This window comes from Anoxybacillus sp. J5B_2022, from assembly GCF_026847645.1.
Classification (GTDB): Bacteria; Bacillota; Bacilli; order Bacillales; family Anoxybacillaceae; genus Anoxybacteroides.
The window spans coordinates 1-21,044 of sequence record NZ_JAPSMC010000017.1; the positions used below are offsets into that span (position 1 = coordinate 1).

The following is a 21,044-nucleotide window of genomic DNA, read 5'->3' on the forward strand; positions in this document are numbered from 1 at the left end:
ACTTTATATAAATCAAGCGAAATATTGCCGGACGGTTTCGTGACAAAATCGACCGCTCCGTATTGCATCGCTAAAATCGTATTTTCTGCCCCTTCTTTTGTTGTGCTCGAAAGCATGACGACCGGCAAAGGGGCGTTTTCCATGATCGTCTTTAACGCCTCTAGTCCGTTCATCACCGGCATTTCGACGTCCATCGTAACGACGTTAGGGCGGAGGGATGAAATTTTCTCCAGTGCATCTTTTCCGTTGCGAGCTGTTCCAACGACTTCAATTTGCGGATGTTCCGATAAAAAATCTGTAATTACTTTTCGCATAAAGGCGGAGTCATCGACGACTAATACTTTGATGTGCTTCATAAACTCCCTACCTTTCTAACAGAAATTGGCGCAACCGCGCAAAAAAATTGGCAGGACGGGAAGCAGTCGCTTCGTCGAACGTCCGATTCGCTAAATAACGTTCTACTAGTTCATTCATCGCCCGACTAATTTTCGTTGCTGGGTCGAACAGCAGAAACGGTGTTTGGCTTGTGACCGCTTTAGAAACGGTGCGGTCTTCCGGCAAAATGCCTAATTTTGTTACGTCTTTGCCAAGAAACTGTTTCATCGCGTTTTTCAGCCGCTGCAACGTGTCGCGTCCCTCTTGATCTGTTTGGGCGCGATTGACAATCACATAAAATGGTACCTTTTTTTCTTGCAAGTGAATGTATTTCATCGCTGCGTACGCATCCATAATGGCAGTCGGTTCGGGAGTGGTAATAACAAAAATTTCATGAACGGCCATTAATAACCGTAGCCGGTCTTCTGACATGCCCGCCCCCATATCGAAAATAAAGTAGTCGTACTGTGTAGACACCGATTGAAGTTGCTCTAAAAAATAATCGACTTTTTCATTATCCATCGCGAATAGCTTCGCTAGCCCTGTTCCGCCGGAAATAAAAGATAAGTTGCCCGGTCCTTTTCGGATTAACTCTTGAATGGAGATGCGCCGCTGAAATAAATCAATAATCGTCGTCTGTGACGACTGACCGAGCAAAATATCGATGTTCCCCATGCCAATGTCCATGTCAAATAGCAGTACGTGAAAGCCTCGATTGGATAACGATAGCGCAAAATTAAGCGAAAAATTAGACTTTCCCACACCGCCTTTTCCGCTAATGACCGCAATCGCTTTCGTTTCCGCGCCTTTGTTCATTCGACTTAATCTTAGACGTAAGCTTTCTGCTTGATCTCTCATCTTCAATCGACCCCAAGCAACGTATTCACAATTTTTTCTGGAGATGCTTCAATAATGTCATCAGGAACGTTCTGACCGTTCGTCAAATAGGCTACGCCGACGTGATAATCGGTCATTAAATTGAACATCGCCCCGTATTGGCTCGTTTCATCTAATTTAGTAAAAATTATACGATCAATATGAATGAGCGAAAATTGTTCGTAAATGGTTTTCATATCCGAATATTTTGCCGTTAATGCCAACACGAGAAACGTTTCCATCTCGGCGTCAAAATCAATAATTTCCCGCAAATCTTGCACGTATTGTTGGTTGCGGAAGTTTCGCCCAGCTGTATCAATAAAAATGAGATCGTACACGGAAAATTTTTTCTTCGCTTCGCGAAAATCATCGATGTTATAACATACTTCTAACGGAACGTCTAAAATTTTCGCATACGTTTTTAACTGCTCAATCGCCGCAATACGGTACGTATCTGTCGTAATAAACGCTACTTTTTTCTGATGCTTCAATACGCAATGTGCAGCGATTTTCGCCAATGTCGTCGTCTTGCCGACGCCTGTCGGTCCAACGACGTTGACGTATTTTTTCGTAAATGAAATACCGCCAAACGACAAATCAGCCATTTTCTTTAGCAACAGCTCTTTTGTCCACTGCAAAAGTTGCTTCTTGTTTGCCTCGCCTCGCTGCAAATACCATCGCTCCACTAACTCCCCCATCATTTCTTGCCGAAGCGTATTCGATAGCTCTTGTGCGGCTAACGATTCATTTAATTCGTTTAACGGTTGTGGGTAAGTGGCAAAATTCGTCGTTACATTCGTAGAAAGCTGTTTCAGCATTGCTTTTAGTTCGGTTATTTCCCCCAACAGTGCTGCATCAGCTAGCTGCTTTCCTTCTTGCACCGGTCGCTCGGAAAGCTTTTCTACCGATTTCCCTTTTTTTTCTGTCACGGCAGAACGGGCTGGTTTTGGGTCCACGGCAGCAATTACTTCGATATTTTTTTTCGTGAACAACCCGAAGAACCCGCCTTTATGAACGACTTTTGAATTTAAAATGACCGCATCGTTTCCAAGCTCTGCCCGAATCATTTTCATCGCTTCCGGCATCGATGGAGCGACAAATTTTTTTACTCTCATTCGATATCCACCACCCCGACACTTTGAACTTCCACCGTTGCCTCTAATTCATTATAAGATAAGACAGGAACATGAGGAAAATAACGCTCTGTAAGCTGGCGCACGTACATCCTTACCGCTGGTGAACAAAGCAAAATTGGCGTTTGGTTTTGGATGGCGTTCTGCTCTAGTTGCATCGCTACTGATTCAATGATTGCTTGCGATACGCTCGGATCAAGCGACAAGTAGTTTCCGTGCTCGGTTTGATGCACTCCTTCTGCCACAGCTTTTTCCACTTTGCCTGACAACGTAATGACCCGCAACGGTTCGCCGGATACCGCGTACTGGCTCGTAATTTGCCGCGCGAGCGCTTGACGGACATATTCTGTTAATATGTCCGTATCGCTTGTCACCCGCCCAAAATCCGCAAGCGTTTCAAAAATGACCGGCAAATTGCGAATCGATACTTTTTCTCGTAATAATTTTGCCAATACTTTTTGCACATCGCCGATAGAAAGTGGGGTTGGGGTGACCTCTTCCACTAAAATCGGATACGACTCTTTTAAGTGATCAACTAATTGCTTCGTTTCTTGTCTACCGAGCAATTCATGGGCATGCGCTTTTAACACTTCCGTAATATGCGTTGATACGACCGACGGCGGGTCAACCACCGTGTAACCGAACATTTCGGCTTGCTCCTTCATTTCTTCAGAAATCCATTTTGCCGGCAAACCGAAAGCAGGCTCAAGCGTATCAATTCCTTCAATCGAATCATCGTCGATTCCCGGACTCATCGCTAAATAATGATCGAGCAGCAACTCGCCTCTCGCCACTTCATCCCCTTTAATTTTTAAGCGATACTCATTCGGCTGGAGCTGAATGTTGTCGCGAATGCGCACAACTGGGATAACAAGACCAAGTTCAAGCGCTAGTTGCCGGCGAATCATGACGATGCGATCCAACAAATCCCCGCCTTGATTGGCATCTGCGAGTGGAATAAGCGCATAACCAAACTCAAATTCAATCGGGTCTACACTCAGTAAATTAACAACACTTTCCGGACTTTTCATTTGGTCCATTTCAGCCACTTCGCCTTGCTCTTCTACCACCGTTTCTTCTTCTTTCGCCGATCTTGTCGAGAAATGATATCCTCCAAGCGCTAGCAATCCAGCGATCGGGATCGTTAACACGTCGTTAATCGGGGTAAACAATCCTAATAAAAAAATCGTTCCAGCCGTTACGTAAAGCATTTTTGGGAAGGCGAACAACTGTCGCATAATATCGCCGCCGAGGTTGCTATCAGACGCTGCTCGAGTGACGACAATCCCTGTTGCGGTGGAAATGAGCAGCGCAGGAATTTGGCTGACGATACCGTCCCCAACTGTTAGCAACGTATAACGATGGGCTGCTTCCGCCACGTCTAGTCCTTGTTGAACGACGCCGACGACCATGCCGAATAACATGTTAATAATCACAATAATAATGCCGGCAATCGCATCCCCTTTGACGAATTTGCTCGCCCCGTCCATCGCTCCGTAAAAATCGGCTTCTTGCGCCACTTTTTCGCGGCGTTGGCGCGCTTCCTGTTCCGAAATCATGCCGGCGTTTAAATCGGCATCAATGCTCATTTGTTTTCCCGGCATCGCATCAAGCGTAAAACGCGCCGCTACTTCGGAAACGCGCTCCGCCCCTTTCGTGATCACGACAAACTGAATAATAATTAAAATTAAGAACACGACGAAGCCGACGACGACGTTTCCCCCGACAACGAACGTCCCGAACGTTTCGACGACGCCACCTGCTTCTCCTCTGCTTAAAATAGAACGAGTGGTCGATACGTTCAACCCTAAACGAAACAACGTTAAAAGGAGCAAAAGCGATGGAAAAATCGAAAATTGCAGCGGCTCGCGCATATTCATCGATGTCAAAAGCACTAGCAGTGCAAGGGAAATATTAATAATAATGAGAACACTAAGAAGCCACGTTGGAAGCGGAATAATTAACATTGCCACAATGAGCACAACCATAAGCAACACTGATAAGTCTCTTGCTGGCATTCTTTTTCTCTCCTTGAATAGCATCTCTTATAGATGCAATTTAGCATTTTAACGTTCCCGTCTTTTATGGTTACTTTTCGAGTGTCGCGTGGCGAAAGCAAGTCACCGAATTGCTCCGACAAGTCGGAAAAATGAGTAGTCTAGCTTGTATACTGCTAAATTTTTCGTTTTAAACGGTATACATACGCTAAAATTTCCGCCACCGCTTTGAAAAACTGCTCCGGAATCGCGTCGCCAATTTCCGTTTGACTATATAATGCCCTAGCGAGTGGGCGATTTTCCACCGTCACGACATCATGCTCTTTTGCTAGTTGTTTAATTTTCAGCGCCATATAATCCACCCCTTTTGCAATCACAATCGGCGCATCCATTTTCCCGTCCTCATATTTTAGCGCCACCGCATAGTGCGTCGGGTTCGTGATGACAACATCGGCTTTCGGTACTTCTTGCATCATGCGCTTCATCGCCATTTCCCGTTGTTTTTGCTTAATTTTCGATTTGATCAACGGATCCCCTTCGGTTTTCTTATACTCTTCTTTAATTTCTTGTTTCGACATGCGGATATTTTTTTCAAAATCGAACCGTTGATATAAATAATCTAAAAATGCAAGAAACAATAAAGCGGCGGACGCATAAAGCCCCATTTGAACCGCTAAACTAGCTAACGAGCTTAATGTCGTGTTCAACGATTTCGTTGTTAACGACAAAATTTGTTCAAGTTTCGTCCATAGCACAAAAAATGTGATAAACCCAACAAACGCAATTTTTAAAATCGATTTTAATAATTCTACAAACGAACGCAACGAAAACATCCGCTTAAACCCTTGAATCGGATCAAGCTTGCTTAATTTCATTTGCAGCGGCTCGGTCGTAAATAAAAAACCAACTTGCAAAAAATTAGCGATCAATGCACCAAAAATAGCGACGAGAAAAATAGGGGCAACGATCCACGCTACTTGCTTAAGAATTGTTAAAAATAAAAGGTGCACCGAGTCAATCGTCACATCTGCTTTGATATATTGTTGAAATGATTGTTGCAAAAGCCGAAAAAACGCTTCTTTATACAAACTACCGGAAAATAAAAGGGCAGCAAAAACAAATAGCAGCACGATTGCAGTGTTTAAATCCGCGCTTTTGGCAACTTGTCCTTTTTCGCGCACTTCTTGACGCTTGCGCGGCGTCGCTTTTTCCGTTTTTTCTCCAGCAAAAAACTGCAAATCAAGACGTAATGCTTTCATTTACCTGCCCCCTATTATGTTCATGAGATCACGTAATGACATAAACATCGTTTCGAACAGATGTTGGGCAGCGATAAACAATGTCGCCATCATCACCATCAGCAACAAAAAACCGACGATCACTTTCACAGGTAGTCCGACAACAAAAATATTTAGTTGCGGCACCGTTCGCGCGACAACACCAAGCGCAACGTCGACTAAAAATAAACACCCGACGATCGGAGCGGACATTTGAAACGCGATAATAAACATTTCGCTGAACGCTTTTAACGCGAAGCGCGCAAAACTCTCGTCACTAAACGGAACAACCGTATGCAACGGAATGAACCGATAGCTATAAAATACCCCATCCAATAAAAGATGGTGCCCATTTAAAGACAGCAGCAACAAAAGCGCAAACGTATATAAATATTGCCCCATCAACGGGCTTTGCGCCCCCGTTTGCGGGTCAATGACGTTGGCAATCGCAAACCCCATTTGAAAATCAATAAGCCCGCCAACAATTTGGATCGCTGCCATTATCATATAAGCGAAAAAACCGAGACAAAGACCGACCAATACTTCTTTGCCGACAAGCAATACGTACGTGTCATCGAGCGGAATCACTTCCTTTTTCATTCCGAGAAACATGATCCAGCTAACAAAAAATGACAAGCCAATTTTATGTGCATTCGGAATGGTCCGGTACGAAAATAATGGCATCGTTGTAAAAAAGGACGCCACTCGGGCGAACACTAATAAAAATGCCGGGAAATAGGACAACACTTGCTCCATACGATCAGCCTACAAATCGGGTTAAATTATTTAAAATTTCGTATGCATAAGAAACCATTCGCGACAGCATCCACGGACCGAAAAAAACGAGCCCAATTAACACCGCAACAATTTTCGGAACAAAGGCAAGCGTTTGTTCTTGAATTTGTGTAGTTGCTTGAAAAATGCTGATTAGCAAACCAACGGCAAGCGCCAGCAACAATAGCGGACCACAAACGATTAAAATCATATACACGCCCCGTTCGGCAAGTTGGACTACGACGTTAGCATTCACATTCGTTCACCCACTTTTCAAAAGCTTTCCAGTAACGATTTGACGACTAAATACCAGCCATCGACTAAAACGAATAATAAAATTTTAAACGGCAACGAAATCATGACTGGCGGAAGCATCATCATTCCCATTGACATCAGCACACTCGCAACGACCATGTCAATGACGAGAAACGGAATAAAAATCATAAATCCCATTTGAAACGCGGTTTTAATTTCGCTAATCGCAAAAGCAGGAACAAGCGTAGTCAACGGAATGTCTTGAACGGTTTTTGGCGTTTTTGCCCCGCTGTATGTTAAAAATAGCGCCAAATCTTTTTGCCTTGTATGTTCGCTCATAAACTCTTTGAGCGGAACAGAAGCGCGCTCGTATGCTTGCTCTAAGTTGATTTTTTCAGAAAACAATGGTTGAAGAGCTTGATCGTTAATTTGCTTAAACGTCGGTGCCATAATAAAAAACGTTAAAAATAACGCTAACCCGATGAGCACTTGGTTTGGCGGCATTTGCTGCGTTCCAAGCGATGTACGAACAAACGATAAGACGATGATAATGCGAGTAAAGCAAGTCATCATAATTAAAATGCCCGGTGCAATCGAAAATACCGTCAATAGTAGTAACAGCTTTACCGACATTGAAACATTTTCCGGAGCCACCTGGTTAAAAAACTGCATAAACTCATTCATCGGACGTTGTCCCCTTCTCTATCTGCTTCAGCAGCTTTTGGCGCTCTTTCGTTAATTCTTGCATTTGTTGGGCGAATAAATCGCGAAACGAGGTTGTTTCCTGTTTCGTTTCCTTTTTCATTAAACGATGCAACCATGAAGTGAGCAACTCGTTCGGTTCTAACATTTTTTGTAGCGATTCGTTATGCATCGCCAATAGTTCCTTTATTTCTTCTTCGTCATCAATTTCTCGTAACAAATGAACGGAATCGCCGACACCTACTACAAAAATGCGTTTCCCTACTTTTACAAGCTGGACGGAACGATTTGTCCCAACATGAGCACCGCCGAGATGTTCGACTAAGCCGCGTTTCGACAAAAAGCGGCCTCGTTGATTCATAAACCGCAACAATGCGTAAATAAGCGCTAACACAAACAACGTTGCGAAAATTAATTTTACGACATCCCAAGCAGTAAACGAGGAGACTGCTTGCGCCGGCTGCTGATCGGTTGTCCCTTTTTGATTAACAGCCGTTGATTTTTCGCACGTTTCCGGATGTTCTAAACATTGTTTGACAGTAGGAGATTGCTCCGCAAACACAGGCGTACTTGTTTGCGAAGCAACCATCGCTACTAACCATATAAATGTGAGTAAAATGGTTCGGAGTTGAAGCAAATTCGTTCCACCTCTTATGTTAGCTAAGCGTTTTGTTAATCGCTTCAATCACGCGATCCGCTTGGAACGGTTTAACGACGAAATCTTTCGCCCCCGCTTGAATCGCATCGATCACCATCGCCTGCTGTCCCATGGCAGAGCACATAATGACTTTAGCGTTGCTATCAAATTTCCGAATTTCTTTTAGCGCTGTAATCCCGTCCATTTCTGGCATCGTAATATCCATCGTCACTAAATCTGGGCGAACTTCCTTATATTTCTCAACAGCCTGAACCCCGTCTGCTGCTTCTGCGACGACTTCATGTCCGTTTTTTGTTAAAATGTCTTTGATCATCATTCTCATAAATGCTGCATCATCTACGATTAAAATTCTCGCCATTCCAAAAACCTCCTACATTATTTTAATTTTTTTAAACGATCGCTCTGGCTAATAATATCGGTCACGCGCACACCGAAATTTTCGTCGATGACAACAACTTCCCCTTTGGCAATTAATTTGTTGTTGACGAGTATATCGACCGGTTCCCCTGCAAGCTTATCGAGTTCAATGATCGCTCCAGACGAAAGGTTTAAAATGTCTTGCACCGATCGCTTCGTTCTTCCTAGTTCAACCGTCACTTGCAACGGTATATCAAGAAGCATGTTCAAATTGCGCGTTTCTGCTTCCACTAAAGGAACTGGTTCAAAGCTTGCAAAATCAACCGGTTGGACATGCTGCTGTCCCATTCCCGCATAGGCGCCGGCGCCAAAATGATTCGGCGTATGCGGCGGTTGTTGCGCATGTGCATAAGATGGATACGACTCTTGCGGCATGTGAGGTACCGGTTGCCCATAGCCATAAGCCGTTTGATTCGACAGATTCGTCATCGAAGAAGGAGATGGTGCATTGTTCCCCCCGCTATTCTCCACGTCTATTTTATCGGATGCAGGCTCGCTCGGACTAGACATTTGCAATAAATTTTGCACTAACTCTTTTGCGAAATCAACCGGCAATAGCTGCATAATGTTCGAGTCAATTAAGTTTCCAATTTTTAGACGGAACGAAATTTTAATTAAAATATCTTCTGGCGGCAAATATTCGATTCCTTCGCCTTCTTTCACATCTAGTAAATGAAGCGTCGGCGGCGAAATATCCACCTTTTTCCCGAAAATTGTTGACATCGATGTTGCCGCTGAACCCATCATTTGGTTCATTGCTTCTTGAACAGCGCTTAACTGAATTTCTCCTAACAAATCAGCTGGGTTCAGCCCGTCGCCGCCAAGCATTAAATCAGCGATAATCGCTGCGTCAGACTGTTTAATGACGAGCAAATTCGTTCCTAAAAAACCGTCTGTATAGTTCACTTGGATAGCTACGTACGGGTGTGGGAACTCTTGTGGCACATCTTCTCGGCGAATGACCGATACGCTCGGTGTTGTAATTTCTACTTTTTGGTTTAATAACATCGAAAGCGCCGTTGCTGAGCTACCGAACGAAATGTTGCCAATTTCCCCTAACGCATCTTGCTCCATCGTCGATAATACGTCGTCGACAGACGGAGTGGCGGGCGGAGTATCATCAAAACTCGCCGTTCCGCGCAACAGTGCATCAATCTCATCTTGGGATAGCATATCATCGCTCATCATCGTTGTCTTCTCCCCCTTTCATCGTATCCAGCACTTGAATTGCCAAGCGCTTATTCCTTTTTCCTGGCTGACCAATAAATTTCGGCACATCGCCAATTTTAATAATTAATGGCTCGTGAATCGATTGGTCAAGTTGAATAACGTCACCTACGTCCAATTGTAAAAATTCTTGCACTGTAATCATCGCTGTCCCTAACTCCGCAATAACTGGCAGTTTCGCCACTTTAATTCGTTTTTCCAATACTTCCACTTCTTCGGGAATCCGTTCTTTCTTTTGCGTCTGCATCCAATAATGAACGGAAAGACGAGGAATAATTGGCTCTAACACAACGTGCGGAATACATATGTTAATCATCCCGCTCGTTTCGGCAATTTGCGTGTTTAACGAAATGACAACAACCGTTTCATTCGGCGATACCATTTGCAAAAATTGCGGATTCACCTCAAATTCGGTTAACATCGGATCAATTTCAGTGACCGATTCCCATGCATCACGCAAATTGCTGAACGCTTTTTCAAACAAATTGGACATAATTCGCATCTCAATTTCCGTTAAATTGTCCACTTTATTTAAGCTCACGCCCCGTCCGCCCATCACACGGTCAAGCATCGCATAGGCAATGTTTGGGTTGACTTCCATAATAATGTGACCGTCTAATGGCGGCACTTCAAATACGTTTAAAATCGTCATCTTTGGAATGGAGCGAATAAATTCTTCGTACGGAATTTGATCAGCCGAAGCGACAGAGATTTGCACATACGTCCGTAATTGCGCTGAGAAAAACGTCGTTAGCAGCCTTGCAAAGTTTTCATGAATGCGGGTAAGGCTGCGAATCTGGTCTTTGGAAAAGCGAAGCGCACGTTTAAAGTCATATACTTTTACTTTTTTATCCGCTTCTTCTTTTTTTAGTTCCTCCGCATCCATTTCTCCTGCAGACAACGCCGCTAACAACGCATCAATTTCACTTTGCGATAACACTTCACCAGACAACGCTATCACCTCCTCGCATAGTTATTGGAGGATGAAGGAAGTAATGTACACTTGCTCCACTTTCCCATCTTGCATAATTTGATTAATTTTTTCTTTCAAGCGATTTTTTAAGTTCGTCTTTCCTTGCTCCCCGTTAAAATCGGCTGGTTTCATCATCGATAATTGCTCGATAATAATATCTTTTATTTGAAAATCGCGCTTTTCTGCCTCGGCTTTCCCATCTTTGCTGTCCATCTGGATTTTAAATGAAATTTTGATAAAACTTCCGTCGGCTAAGTTTGTCGTAATTTCTGGCACATCCACCGAACTAGCGACAATTTCATCCGCCGTCGGTGCTTTTTTCTCTTGATTGCCGGTAAATTTCAAAACAATCACTAATGCAACGACCGATATAAGCGTAATGCTCACTAATGTAACGAGCATTATTTTCCATAGTTTACTCACTATTTAATCCCTCCACCTCTCGAGGAAGCCCTAAAATTGAAATTTGTTGGTAAAATTGTTTGACGAGTTCTACCACATCCTGTACAGATTCGCGTACGACAATTTTTTTGCCGTTCGTTAATGTGATCGTTGTATCGGGAAAGGCTTCCACTTGTTCTATGTATAGCGCGTTTAACGTAAATGTTTTTCCATTTAGCCGCGTCAATGTGATCATATGTATGTGGGCACTAGACGGCGTCTAGTGCCCTCCCTCCCTTATTATTTCTTTAGGTTGACAAGTTCTTGCAAAATTTCATCGGACGTTGTAATAATGCGCGTATTTGCTTGGAAGCCACGTTGGGCGACGATCATTTCGGTAAACTCTTCAGAAAGATCGACGTTCGACATTTCCAGTGCGCCGGAAATAATTTCACCAGCTCCGTTTAACCCTGGACGCGATAATTCATTAATCGTTAAACCGTTCGCATTTCGGTCGAGTTTCCCTGAGTTGTTCGTTTCTTTAAACGTATTGCCACCCATTTTTTCTAAGCCACTTGGGTTCGGGAATTGCGCTAATAAAATTTGTCCAGCAATTTTTAATTGCCCGTTGCTGTCGATAAACGTCACTTTCCCGTCTGCGGTAATTCCAAAGCTTTTCGCCGTCTTCGGAATTTGAATGAGTCCTGGCTCAAAGCTAGTCACATTTCCGTATTTTGGCTCACTATAATCTTGTAACACTCGTTGGACACTTTCAACAAAACCGCTAATTCCTTCCAAGTAAGGTCCCATCATTTTTTCGGCTTGATCCAACGTAGTTGGCCATCCGCTCGTCGGAATTGTTGTCATGTTGTTAATGCTTGCATTGGGCGAAACTTTGTTATTAAAGTTGCCGATATTCGTATTCATATTATTAATTTGCGTATTAAAGTTATTGATAAAAGTATTAAATTTAGTAAACGAAGGAGGATCAAAATTATTTTTCCAATTTTGAATAAAATTAACTAACCCTCCAGGTCCATTAACAAAACTATCAAGCTGAGTTCTTAAAGTGTTAACTTGATTAAGGTTTTCGGCAGAAGGCAATGTTTTAATCGCTGCTTCACCGATTAAATATTGTCCATCGGAGTTTACAACATAACCGTATTCATCTAAATAAAAGTTCCCCGCACGTGTAAAGTTCAAATTGAACACTTGATCAATCGGAACTCCTGTATTCACTTTATTTGTCCCTAATTTTCCAGCTGGTCCATCCATACTAATTAACGTCACATCATTAATCGACCCAACGACGAAAAAGCCGTCGCCGCCAAGCGCCAAATCAAGCGGACGCGATGTCGTTTGCGTCGAACCTTGTGTATGAATCGTTTCGATGGAGCCTAGGCCGCTTCCTAACCCGATTTGTTTTCCGTTAATCCCCCCGCGCGTCCCAGTGGATGACGTCGCAGCAGAAATTTGTTGGGAGACGAGATCTTTAAATGTAACGCGCGCTTTTTTATACCCGTACGTATTGACGTTGGAAATATTGTTGCCGATGACGTCTAGTTTATATTGGAAGTTGCGAATTCCACCAATTCCTGTAAACATGGATCGAAGCATAAAGAAATCCTCTCCTTATTCGTAATTTTGAGCCGCTTCTGTCATTCCGCAAGCTCTTGGCCTCCAAAATGGTCCAGCCTTATTCTAAAATAATCGCACCGTTAATGTTCGTAAACAGTTGCGCTTGTGCTTCTTCACGGTTCATCGCTGTAATGACCGTTTGATTGGCTGCGTTCACAATAAGCGCCGCCTGATTTGTTAATACTAGTGAATCCCGTACCCCTTTTTGCTTCGCCTCCAACACTTTTTGCCCAATGAGCGCCCATTGCTGCTCATCGATCAAAATATTTCGCTCTTCTAACCGTTGTTGCGCATGTTTGCTAATTTTCAATGTTTGCTTCGCTTCGGACAACGCCTCGCGAAACGATGGTGAAGCGATTGCCTTTCGCGTCTGGGAAGCATTCGGTACAAGCGGTGTACGTGGAAAAAACTGCACCCGGTAACTCAAACGCTCACCCCCTATGACTCTGTTACTTTTGTTACATCAGATGGTGAAATCGTATCACCGTTATCTAACTCTAACATCCACTTTGTTCCTTGTTGAAGAACAGACTTTACTAGCGCAGATTTCTTTTCGCCTGCTGTAGTACTCCACTCCACTAGTTTGCCAATCAATTCGCTATATCGCGTTAACGACTGAATGCTTTGTTGCTGGACAAGCTGCTGCAACGAATCCGACATGCTCGTCAATTTTTCCGACGTCGCTGATTGCGAATCAATAAATTTTTGCATCATCGTCGACATATTGACCATCTGCTCTAACGTCGAAAAACTAGCCATTTGCGAAATAAATTCTTTATCTTCCATCGGATTTAACGGGTCTTGATGCTCCAGTTGTGCAATTAATATTTTTAAAAAATCGTCTTTGCCTAACGTTTGCTGCCCTGTTTTTCGTTCCGCCGGTTTATAGTTGCTTAAAAATAAACTAGAGTCGATCGTGTTAGTAGTAGCCATCCCACTCACTCCTAAATAGTCGTATTTAGTTCCTCTTGTAGCGCATCTGCAAACTCTTCGGCAGCTCGTTCTGATTTCTCGGCTTGTTTTTCATGTTCAAACGGTTGTTTCGATTGGTGCTGCTGTGGATGCCGGTTCATTCCATCAAATTCCTGTTGTGTCCATACATCAAACCGCTCTACGACAATATTTTCCGTCGGGATAATATGACGAATTTGGTGAATACTTGCTTCCACTAACTCTTTTGCAGCGGTTGTATTCGTCACAATTTTCGCGGCTAACTCCCCATCCTTTTGAGCAATGAGCTTAATCGTCAACGTTCCTAAGTGCTCTGGATGCAGCCGGATGACGAGCTGTGATTGGCCATTAGGGCCCTTCGTAAACTTGCCTGTTTTCATAATTTCTGTCAATTGGTAAACGAACGATCGTTGAACATCACTTTTTGCTGCATTCGACGGCAATGAAATGGTATGTTCACTCAACACTTTCCCCCCAACGAGAGCGGTTGCTAACTCTTCTTCGCTATTCGCTAGTTCTTCATTGTTGATTAACGTTGGAGCGACAGCTTCATGAGAAAGCTGCGTTTCTTGCTTTAGCTGTTCTGTTTGTGGTATTTGCTGTTCTAGTGATGGGCGAATATGGAATATCCCTTTAGAAAAATCATTCGATAGTAACGCTGCCGCTTGATTTTGTACTTGCAATGAGCGGCTTAATTTGTCAAGCAATGCCCGCACGTTCCTATCACCTACATGAGATGGAACAACGGTTTCGTTGACTGGAAAGACCGTTGCGAGCCGTTGCTGCAATCCTTCGAGCGCGTCAGACGGAAGCGGAAGTTGTCTTTGCTCTAATTGAAACAGCATGAGGGCAACTGCAAGCAACGTCCCGTTGTTTTCTAACGCCTTTTCATCTTCAACCATTTGCTCAACCGAACGACCTGGAACAAACACTTCGGTTACTTGTTCTTTCAACGCTGTCGGCAATCGCTGAAGCAGCTGTCCAACTATAGGATCATTCAACGTCTCTTGTCGCGCATACCCTTCATCGATCGGAATCGAATCGAACAATTGCTGCAGCTCGTTGTACAATTCCGTCGGATAAGCCGGAAGCACCGGCAAAGACGATGACGTGCTGCTCAGTTCGTCTTGTGGCAGCATTGCCTGTTTCGTATTAGTCAATAGTGCCGCAAATCCGGACGCCGTTGCTTCTTGTTTCGGCGCAATTGGTGATACTATCGTTGCTGGCGGAAAAACGACCGGGCTAATCATTTTCTCACCTCCTTTCATTGCTTCGCGTTTGCTTGTGCTTCTTTTGTCAAAAGCGCGGTATATTTCGCCGCATCCGCCGGTGTCATTTTTTCAAGAATCGCCGCTGCTGTATCCCTGCCTAACGTGGAAAGAATGCGGACAGCTTCTTGATCCGACATTTTCGGAATAATCGCAGCCGCATTTTTCGGCGACATCGTTTCATACATTTTCGCAATATCTTGAATGGTCGGCTTTGTTTCACTTGGCGATGTTGACGTTGTTTCTTGTTTCTGTTTAGCTGATAGTTCGGCATTTAACCGCTTGATTTCTTGCTTTAGCGCATCGATTTCACTTTGTTTATTTTTGATTTCTTTTTCGAGCTTTTTGACTTGTTGCGTTTTTTCTTCGATCATCGCTTTTTGCTCGAGCATCGTTTTTTGTAACACTTGCTCCGCTGATTGTTGTTTGCCGTTCATCCATTCCGATAGAAAAGGAATGTTCGACCCATATTTTTGAACAGCGCCAAACACATTAAAACCGGCAACAGTGGCAATAACAAGTGCTAGCGTGATCGTAAATAAAAGCGGTATGACGATCACAAACAAGAACCATTTTAACTTTCCAACTTTCTCTTCCGCTTCTACGTCGATCTCTTTTTCGATTCCTTGTTCTTTCATCATCTCACCCAATTCTTACGATGGACAAATTGCTGCAACGAAACTTCATCCATCCATCGGTTTTCCGCTGTCTGAATCGCTTTTTGTACAGCTTCTTCATGTTTTTCTTTCATTTTTTCATATTTTTTTACTTCGATCGTTACTTCCGTTAACTTCGTCTGTTTGAAAAACATATGCTCTCGTGCTTGGATCACTAGTTGTTGGTAATGAGAAATGGTTCGTTCTAAGTTCGTCACAAATTGCCGAAAATGGCGGATATCTTGAATGGCAAGACCTTCGCTCATTTTTTGTTTGTACATCTCTTCGTAGTCTTCCTTTTGTTTTAACAGATGATACAGCTTTTCCGCCACCTCTTCAAATCGCTTCACCGCTTCGTTATATTCGCTAAGCGCTTTTTCCTTTTCTTTTTCTTTAATCGTTAATAGTTTATCTAACTTAAATGAACGGATCATCGTTTACTCACCCTGAGTGCACGAGCTGAAGCAGCATATCAATGCTTTCTTCTTTCGTGAATTTTTCGTGTGTATCTTGCTTTAAAAACTCAAGAAGCTTCGGATAATAACGAATCGCCTCATCAATTTCCCGCGATGACCCACGTTTATATGCTCCGATATTAATCAAATCTTCTGAATGCATGTATGTCGAAAGGAGTTGGCGAAATCTTTCAGCTGCCGCTTTATGCTCTGGCGTAATGATATAATTCATCACACGGCTAATGCTTTTGAGCACATTAATCGCTGGATATTGCCCTTTATTCGCTAAATTCCGCTCCAACACGAAATGCCCATCCAAAATGCCACGAACGGTATCAGCGATTGGTTCGTTCATATCGTCCCCATCGACTAACACTGTATAAAACGCAGTGATCGTGCCATGTTCGTTCGTTCCCGTCCGCTCAAGCAACTTCGGCAAAATCGCAAACACAGATGGCGTATACCCTTTCGTTGTCGGCGGCTCCCCGATCGCTAGCCCTACTTCCCGCTGCGCCATCGCCACACGCGTGACGGAATCCATCATTAGCATGACGTTCATCCCTTTATCACGGAAATACTCGGCAATCGCTGTCGCCGTATACGCACCTTTAATGCGCATGAGCGCCGGCTGATCCGAAGTAGCGACGACTACGACCGAGCGGGCAAGACCTTCCGGGCCAAGATCTCGTTCGATAAACTCACGCACCTCACGTCCCCGTTCACCAATTAGGGCGATGACGTTCAAATCCGCATTTGTGTTGCGAGCAATCATGCCAAGCAATGTACTTTTGCCGACACCAGAGCCGGCGAAAATGCCGACGCGCTGGCCTTTTCCTACGGTCAGCAAGCTATCGATCAAGCGAACACCGACTTCGACCGGTTCAGCAATCGGCGGCCGCAATAGCGGATTCGGCGGCTCTTGCTCGATCGATAACGACCGTAAGCCTTTCGGAAGCGCGCTCCCATCGAGCGGCTGACCAAGTGAATCTAGCACTTTGCCGACTAAATCTGCACCGACTTTGATTTGTAGCGGTTTCCCAGTCGCCTCTACAATACAACCTGGGGAAATATCTTGAACGGTGGAAAATGGCATTAGCAACACATGTTGCTCTCGGAAGCCGACAACTTCAGCAGCAATTTTCTGCTTTTTTCTTCCCCCGCCGACATGAATATAACAAACGTCTCCGATAGAGCTTTCTGGGCCTTTCGCTTCGATCATCAAACCGATGACGCGCGTCACTTTTCCGAACCGCTTATAGGAGTCGATCGTTTCGATGTCGTGAAGCAACGTTTGCCAATTCACCGTTCCGCCTCCTCGAGCCGTTCAAGCAACTGTTGCTTTATTTGCTGCAACTGCGTATCCACGCTTGCGTCGATACGCCCGAACGGTGTTTCAATGACACATCCGTTTTCAGATAATTGCTCATCCGGGTAAATAAAAAGATCTGTCGATTGATTAAATATTGCTCTTAGTTCGTCTTTCTGCTGCACAAGCCATTCATAATAGCGCGGATGAACGTAAATTTTCACTTCGGCTTGCTCTCGCACTTCTTTCATCGCCCGTGTGACAAGCGAAAGGAAATGTTCATGACTTTCTGTAAGTTTCTCACCAAGAATGCGCTCGGCTACTTTTAGCCCGATGAGCAAAATCGTTTCACTTGCCGCTTCAATTTGTTCATAAAACTGTTCGTTTGCTGTTTCGACGATGCGTCTAGCATCGTGAAGGAGCCCTTGATATTGGCGAAGCGCTTCTTCTTTCCCTTGAACAAAGCCGGCTTCATATCCTTCTTGCTGGGCCATTGCCGCAAGCTGTTGTTTCTCGATTTGCCACTGTTCTTGCTCTTGTAAAATTTGCTGCTTCACTGAATGATAATATTGTTCTGCTTCTTGTTGAATCAATTGCGCTTCCTGCTTCGCTTGCTCGATCAGCATTTGCGCATCTTCTTGTTCTTCTTGATCGAGTGGTGAAGCATCTGGCTGTTTCAGAAAATAATGTTTTATTTCAATCATTTTTTTATTTTGGTGGTCGGTTTTTGTAAACGGAGCTTTAATGACATTAGACAATAATATCATCTCCTCCACCGCGTGCTACAACGATTTCGCCCGCTTCTTCGAGACGGCGAATCACTGCTACAATGCGCGATTGTGCTTCCTCCACATCGCGGAGGCGAACAGGTCCCATAAACTCCATTTCCTCTTTGAACGTTTCCGCCATGCGCGTTGACATGTTCCGGAAGACGACTTCTTTCACTTCGTCGCTCGATACTTTTAATGCCAGCATTAAATCGTTATTATCAACTTCGCGAATAACGCGCTGAATCGCACGGTTATCGAGCGTCACAATATCTTCAAAGACAAACATCCGTTTCTTAATTTCTTCCGCTAATTCTGGATCTTGAATTTCAAGCGCATCTAAAATCGTGCGTTCTGTCGCCCGGTCTACTCCGTTTAACACTTCGACGACCGCTTCGATGCCGCCTGTTTGCGTATAATCTTGTACAACAGTAGCCGAAAGCTTTCGTTCTAAAATTTGTTCCACTTCGTTAATGACTTCTGGCGATGTGCTGTCCATCAACGCAATTCGACGAGCAATATCCGCTTGCATCTCTTGTGGAAGCGACGATAAAATTTGCCCGGCTTGTGCTGGTTCTAAATAAGAAAGGACAAGGGCAATCGTCTGCGGATGCTCGTTTTGAATGAAGTTTAATAGCTGCGCCGGATCCGCTTTGCGCGCGAAGTCAAACGGGCGAACCATCAACGCAGATGTCAGCCGGTTGATGATATTTAACGCTTTTTCCGAACCAAGCGCTTTTTCTAACACTTCTTTCGCATAGGCAATCCCGCCTTGGGCGATATAATCTTGCGCCAAGGCGATTTGATGAAACTCCTCCAACACTTCCTCTTTTTCTTGTGCCGCCACTTGACGAACGTTAGAAATTTCTAGCGTTAATTTTTCGATTTCCTCTTCTGATAAGTGCTTATAAACCGATGCGGACACATCCGGTCCGAGCGAAATGAGGAGTATGGCCGCTTTTTGTTTTCCCGTTAGTTCCCCTTTTTTTTCTTTCTTCGCCATTTTCCCCCTCCTTCTAGTCTTCTGCTAACCATGTTCTTAACAATTGAGCAAACTCATCCGGCTTTTCTTTCGCCAGTTTTTCCAGTTGTTTACGTCGCAACGTTGCTTCTGTTTCCTTTTCTTCGTGAATATCCGGAAGTTCTGGCGTAGGCGATGAATCGATAAGCTCCTTGATCTCTTCGTTCTCTTTTTTCCGTTTGCGCATAAAGAGAAAGACGACTAAACCGATTAGCACGAGCAAAAGCGCGCCCCCGGCGATATAAGCCCATGTTGGAATCGTTGACTGCGGCTGTGTAAAATCTGTTTTCCCATTGAATTTTTGCACCGAAACGACAATTCGGTTTTGAATGTCTTGATCGGTCAACGTTTGTCCGTCTTGTTTATTAATCGATGTGCGAACAACCGTGCCTAAAATTTTCTTAATATCATCGACTGTTTGTTGCGGCAAAGAATTCGGGTTTTTCGGGTTCGGCGGCTCCACCATTACTTGAATGCCTAAATCCCGCACTTTATACGGACTTTCGACAATATGCTTTTTAATTCGGTTCACTTCGTTATTAATCGTTTCTTCCGTTTTTTCATAGTCACCGTTCGAACCGCTTGTTGATGCTTGATAGCTCGGAACGTCATTTGTACCAGAACCAGTCACCCCACCCGGCTGGGCACCTTGACCAGAGTATGTTTCTTTAATACGTTGCACGCTCACCGCGATCCCTTGTTTATTTTGTTCGTCGACTGGAGCGACAAGATTTTCCTCGCGATTTTCTTGTGTGAAATCGACGTCCGCTGTCACGGACACAACTACTTTATCTTGCCCCATCATCGTACCAAGCATTTGCTGAATTTGCCGTTGAATGTCGCGTTCAATTTGCTTTTTAATCTCATTTTGCGTCGTGAACGCCGTCGCTGTCGAAAATTTTTCATCATTTTTTAGGTCAAAGTACTCAAAATATTGGTTCATAATGACGATATTATCAGTAGGAAGATTAGGGACGCTTTTTGATACGAGATGATAGAGTGCTTTAATTTGTTCGTCGCTAAATTTATACCCCGGTTTTGTTTTTAGGACGACAGAAGCAGACGCCTCACCCTGATCATCCGACACAAATACGCTCGGCTGTGGAAGATTGATCATCACCTTGGCATCTTCCACACCGTCAATATTTTTAATTAAATTCGCCAGTTCTGTTTGCATCGCTTTCAGCTTAACAACATTAAACTCATTATCTGTCATACCAAAGCTAGCGTTTTTCCCGAAAAAGGAATAATCAATGCTCCCGCTGTCAGGAATTCCTTCTGCCGCTAATTCGACCTTTAGCGTATCTGCCAACTTTTCTGGGACTTTTATCGTTGTGCCGTTATCAGCTACTTCGGACTGAACACCGCGCTGGTCAAGCGTGGCTTTAATTTGTCCGGCTTCTTGCGGCGTAAGGTTGCTGTATAGCGGGACGAAATTCGTTTTCGTCGCAAAATACGAGGCCGTCCCGACAATGGCAAAGAAAAGAAGGAGCGCACCTACCGCCATTGTTTTTTGTGCTTTCGTTCTTTCCCGCCAAAAAGCTGCCAATCGCGTAAGCCACTCTTTTATTCTTTCGTTCATAGTATTCCTCCGATTATTGCAAGATAAATAGAGTGCTCGTTTCGTAGCGCATCAATTATACTTGCATCCGCATCATGTCTTGATATGCTTCAATCGCTTTATTGCGAATTTCGATCGCAAGCTGCAAGGAAATGCTCGCTTTTTGCGCAGCGATCATCACTTGATGCAAGTCGACGTTTTCGCCTTTCACTAATTTTTCTGTCAATTGATTTGCCTGAATTTGCTCGTCGTTCACTTTATGGATCGCGTCTTTTAAAAAAGCAGCAAACTCTTTTTGTGCCTCCGCTGGTTTCACCGATGTAGCCGTTGCCGTAGCAGCAGTTGAAAACAAATTTGCGTTAACTCCGTTAATCAT

General features: G+C 44.0%; 25 protein-coding genes. All 25 read right to left on the reverse strand.

From position 1 onward, the window contains the following. Positions 1–356 (reverse strand): response regulator (locus tag M4I42_RS06805; RefSeq protein WP_268851459.1); only part of this gene is annotated, 356 nt, incomplete at its 3' end. Between the two features lie 7 nt (positions 357–363). After that, the gene (locus M4I42_RS06810; RefSeq protein WP_268851460.1) at positions 364–1,233 is read right to left on the reverse strand and encodes a MinD/ParA family protein; all 870 of its coding nucleotides are present in this window, start codon (positions 1,231–1,233) and stop codon (positions 364–366) included. Between the two features lie 2 nt (positions 1,234–1,235). Beyond that, positions 1,236–2,366 carry a flagellar biosynthesis protein FlhF gene (gene flhF / locus M4I42_RS06815; protein ID WP_268851461.1) on the reverse strand — a complete coding sequence of 377 codons (1,131 nt, stop codon included), beginning with the start codon at positions 2,364–2,366 and terminating at the stop codon, positions 1,236–1,238. After that, the gene (gene flhA, locus M4I42_RS06820; RefSeq protein ID WP_268851462.1) at positions 2,363–4,402 is read right to left on the reverse strand and encodes a flagellar biosynthesis protein FlhA; all 2,040 of its coding nucleotides are present in this window, start codon (positions 4,400–4,402) and stop codon (positions 2,363–2,365) included. Before flhA ends, flhF begins: the two co-directional genes overlap by 4 nt. A 155-nt stretch (positions 4,403–4,557) precedes the next feature. Then, entirely contained in the window at positions 4,558–5,640 is a 1,083-nt protein-coding gene (gene flhB, locus M4I42_RS06825) for a flagellar biosynthesis protein FlhB (RefSeq protein ID WP_268851463.1), read from the reverse strand. After that, positions 5,641–6,414 (reverse strand): flagellar biosynthetic protein FliR, encoded by a 774-nt coding sequence (gene fliR, locus M4I42_RS06830; protein ID WP_268851464.1) that lies wholly within the window; start codon positions 6,412–6,414, stop codon positions 5,641–5,643. Positions 6,415–6,418: 4 nt separating this feature from the next. Then, entirely contained in the window at positions 6,419–6,688 is a 270-nt protein-coding gene (gene fliQ / locus M4I42_RS06835; protein WP_268851465.1) for a flagellar biosynthesis protein FliQ, read from the reverse strand. A 17-nt stretch (positions 6,689–6,705) separates the two neighbouring features. After that, positions 6,706–7,371 (reverse strand): flagellar type III secretion system pore protein FliP, encoded by a 666-nt coding sequence (gene fliP / locus M4I42_RS06840; RefSeq protein WP_268851466.1) that lies wholly within the window; start codon positions 7,369–7,371, stop codon positions 6,706–6,708. Next, positions 7,364–8,026, reverse strand: coding sequence for a flagella biosynthesis regulatory protein FliZ (fliZ, locus tag M4I42_RS06845; RefSeq protein WP_268851467.1), 663 nt, complete (start codon positions 8,024–8,026; stop codon positions 7,364–7,366). Before fliZ ends, fliP begins: the two co-directional genes overlap by 8 nt. A 19-nt stretch (positions 8,027–8,045) precedes the next feature. Then, positions 8,046–8,405 (reverse strand): response regulator, encoded by a 360-nt coding sequence (locus M4I42_RS06850; RefSeq protein WP_268851468.1) that lies wholly within the window; start codon positions 8,403–8,405, stop codon positions 8,046–8,048. A gap of 17 nt (positions 8,406–8,422) precedes the next feature. Continuing rightward, entirely contained in the window at positions 8,423–9,652 is a 1,230-nt protein-coding gene (gene fliY, locus M4I42_RS06855) for a flagellar motor switch phosphatase FliY (protein ID WP_268851469.1), read from the reverse strand. Beyond that, positions 9,639–10,643, reverse strand: a complete 1,005-nt coding sequence (gene fliM, locus M4I42_RS06860; RefSeq protein ID WP_183183081.1) for a flagellar motor switch protein FliM — start codon at positions 10,641–10,643, stop codon at positions 9,639–9,641. Before fliM ends, fliY begins: the two co-directional genes overlap by 14 nt. A 21-nt stretch (positions 10,644–10,664) precedes the next feature. Continuing rightward, on the reverse strand, positions 10,665–11,066 hold the full coding sequence (gene fliL, locus M4I42_RS06865; RefSeq protein ID WP_328284593.1) for a flagellar basal body-associated protein FliL: 402 nt from the start codon (positions 11,064–11,066) through the stop codon (positions 10,665–10,667). A gap of 13 nt (positions 11,067–11,079) precedes the next feature. Further along, the gene (locus M4I42_RS06870) at positions 11,080–11,301 is read right to left on the reverse strand and encodes a flagellar FlbD family protein (protein WP_268851470.1); all 222 of its coding nucleotides are present in this window, start codon (positions 11,299–11,301) and stop codon (positions 11,080–11,082) included. Positions 11,302–11,345: 44 nt separating this feature from the next. Further along, entirely contained in the window at positions 11,346–12,662 is a 1,317-nt protein-coding gene (locus M4I42_RS06875; protein ID WP_268851471.1) for a flagellar hook-basal body complex protein, read from the reverse strand. A gap of 79 nt (positions 12,663–12,741) precedes the next feature. After that, positions 12,742–13,110, reverse strand: a complete 369-nt coding sequence (locus M4I42_RS06880; RefSeq protein ID WP_268851472.1) for a TIGR02530 family flagellar biosynthesis protein — start codon at positions 13,108–13,110, stop codon at positions 12,742–12,744. 11 nt (positions 13,111–13,121) lie between these two features. Beyond that, positions 13,122–13,616, reverse strand: a complete 495-nt coding sequence (locus M4I42_RS06885) for a FlgD family protein (RefSeq protein WP_268851473.1) — start codon at positions 13,614–13,616, stop codon at positions 13,122–13,124. An 11-nt stretch (positions 13,617–13,627) separates the two neighbouring features. Further along, positions 13,628–14,884, reverse strand: coding sequence for a flagellar hook-length control protein FliK (locus M4I42_RS06890; protein WP_268851474.1), 1,257 nt, complete (start codon positions 14,882–14,884; stop codon positions 13,628–13,630). A 14-nt stretch (positions 14,885–14,898) separates the two neighbouring features. Then, entirely contained in the window at positions 14,899–15,540 is a 642-nt protein-coding gene (locus M4I42_RS06895) for a MotE family protein (RefSeq protein ID WP_268851475.1), read from the reverse strand. Continuing rightward, complete coding sequence (gene fliJ, locus M4I42_RS06900; protein WP_268851476.1) at positions 15,540–15,992, reverse strand: flagellar export protein FliJ; 453 nt, start codon at positions 15,990–15,992, stop codon at positions 15,540–15,542. The genes M4I42_RS06895 and fliJ overlap by 1 nt, the downstream gene beginning before the upstream one ends. A 7-nt stretch (positions 15,993–15,999) precedes the next feature. After that, positions 16,000–17,316 (reverse strand): flagellar protein export ATPase FliI, encoded by a 1,317-nt coding sequence (fliI, locus tag M4I42_RS06905; RefSeq protein ID WP_268851477.1) that lies wholly within the window; start codon positions 17,314–17,316, stop codon positions 16,000–16,002. Then, positions 17,313–18,086 carry a flagellar assembly protein FliH gene (gene fliH / locus M4I42_RS06910; protein ID WP_268851478.1) on the reverse strand — a complete coding sequence of 258 codons (774 nt, stop codon included), beginning with the start codon at positions 18,084–18,086 and terminating at the stop codon, positions 17,313–17,315. Before fliH ends, fliI begins: the two co-directional genes overlap by 4 nt. Further along, positions 18,070–19,089 (reverse strand): flagellar motor switch protein FliG, encoded by a 1,020-nt coding sequence (gene fliG / locus M4I42_RS06915; RefSeq protein ID WP_268851479.1) that lies wholly within the window; start codon positions 19,087–19,089, stop codon positions 18,070–18,072. The genes fliH and fliG overlap by 17 nt, the downstream gene beginning before the upstream one ends. A gap of 13 nt (positions 19,090–19,102) precedes the next feature. Then, on the reverse strand, positions 19,103–20,689 hold the full coding sequence (gene fliF / locus M4I42_RS06920) for a flagellar basal-body MS-ring/collar protein FliF (protein WP_268851480.1): 1,587 nt from the start codon (positions 20,687–20,689) through the stop codon (positions 19,103–19,105). A 55-nt stretch (positions 20,690–20,744) separates the two neighbouring features. Continuing rightward, on the reverse strand, positions 20,745–21,044 hold the full coding sequence (gene fliE / locus M4I42_RS06925) for a flagellar hook-basal body complex protein FliE (RefSeq protein WP_268851481.1): 300 nt from the start codon (positions 21,042–21,044) through the stop codon (positions 20,745–20,747).

What these genes read in the sequence shown, in the direction of transcription:
- M4I42_RS06810 (WP_268851460.1), bottom strand. Translation starts at nt 1,233, where the DNA reads ATGAGAGATCAAGCAGAAAGCTTACGTCTAAGATTAAGTCGAATGAAC.
- flhF (WP_268851461.1), bottom strand. Translation starts at nt 2,366, where the DNA reads ATGAGAGTAAAAAAATTTGTCGCTCCATCGATGCCGGAAGCGATGAAA.
- flhA (WP_268851462.1), bottom strand. Translation starts at nt 4,402, where the DNA reads ATGCCAGCAAGAGACTTATCAGTGTTGCTTATGGTTGTGCTCATTGTG.
- flhB (WP_268851463.1), bottom strand. Translation starts at nt 5,640, where the DNA reads ATGAAAGCATTACGTCTTGATTTGCAGTTTTTTGCTGGAGAAAAAACG.
- fliR (WP_268851464.1), bottom strand. Translation starts at nt 6,414, where the DNA reads ATGGAGCAAGTGTTGTCCTATTTCCCGGCATTTTTATTAGTGTTCGCC.
- fliP (WP_268851466.1), bottom strand. Translation starts at nt 7,371, where the DNA reads ATGAATGAGTTTATGCAGTTTTTTAACCAGGTGGCTCCGGAAAATGTT.
- M4I42_RS06850 (WP_268851468.1), bottom strand. Translation starts at nt 8,405, where the DNA reads ATGGCGAGAATTTTAATCGTAGATGATGCAGCATTTATGAGAATGATG.
- fliY (WP_268851469.1), bottom strand. Translation starts at nt 9,652, where the DNA reads ATGATGAGCGATGATATGCTATCCCAAGATGAGATTGATGCACTGTTG.
- fliL (WP_328284593.1), bottom strand. Translation starts at nt 11,066, where the DNA reads ATGCTCGTTACATTAGTGAGCATTACGCTTATATCGGTCGTTGCATTA.
- M4I42_RS06870 (WP_268851470.1), bottom strand. Translation starts at nt 11,301, where the DNA reads ATGATCACATTGACGCGGCTAAATGGAAAAACATTTACGTTAAACGCG.
- M4I42_RS06875 (WP_268851471.1), bottom strand. Translation starts at nt 12,662, where the DNA reads ATGCTTCGATCCATGTTTACAGGAATTGGTGGAATTCGCAACTTCCAA.
- M4I42_RS06885 (WP_268851473.1), bottom strand. Translation starts at nt 13,616, where the DNA reads ATGGCTACTACTAACACGATCGACTCTAGTTTATTTTTAAGCAACTAT.
- M4I42_RS06890 (WP_268851474.1), bottom strand. Translation starts at nt 14,884, where the DNA reads ATGATTAGCCCGGTCGTTTTTCCGCCAGCAACGATAGTATCACCAATT.
- M4I42_RS06895 (WP_268851475.1), bottom strand. Translation starts at nt 15,540, where the DNA reads ATGAAAGAACAAGGAATCGAAAAAGAGATCGACGTAGAAGCGGAAGAG.
- fliJ (WP_268851476.1), bottom strand. Translation starts at nt 15,992, where the DNA reads ATGATCCGTTCATTTAAGTTAGATAAACTATTAACGATTAAAGAAAAA.
- fliH (WP_268851478.1), bottom strand. Translation starts at nt 18,086, where the DNA reads ATGATATTATTGTCTAATGTCATTAAAGCTCCGTTTACAAAAACCGAC.
- fliG (WP_268851479.1), bottom strand. Translation starts at nt 19,089, where the DNA reads ATGGCGAAGAAAGAAAAAAAAGGGGAACTAACGGGAAAACAAAAAGCG.
- fliF (WP_268851480.1), bottom strand. Translation starts at nt 20,689, where the DNA reads ATGAACGAAAGAATAAAAGAGTGGCTTACGCGATTGGCAGCTTTTTGG.
- fliE (WP_268851481.1), bottom strand. Translation starts at nt 21,044, where the DNA reads ATGATTAACGGAGTTAACGCAAATTTGTTTTCAACTGCTGCTACGGCA.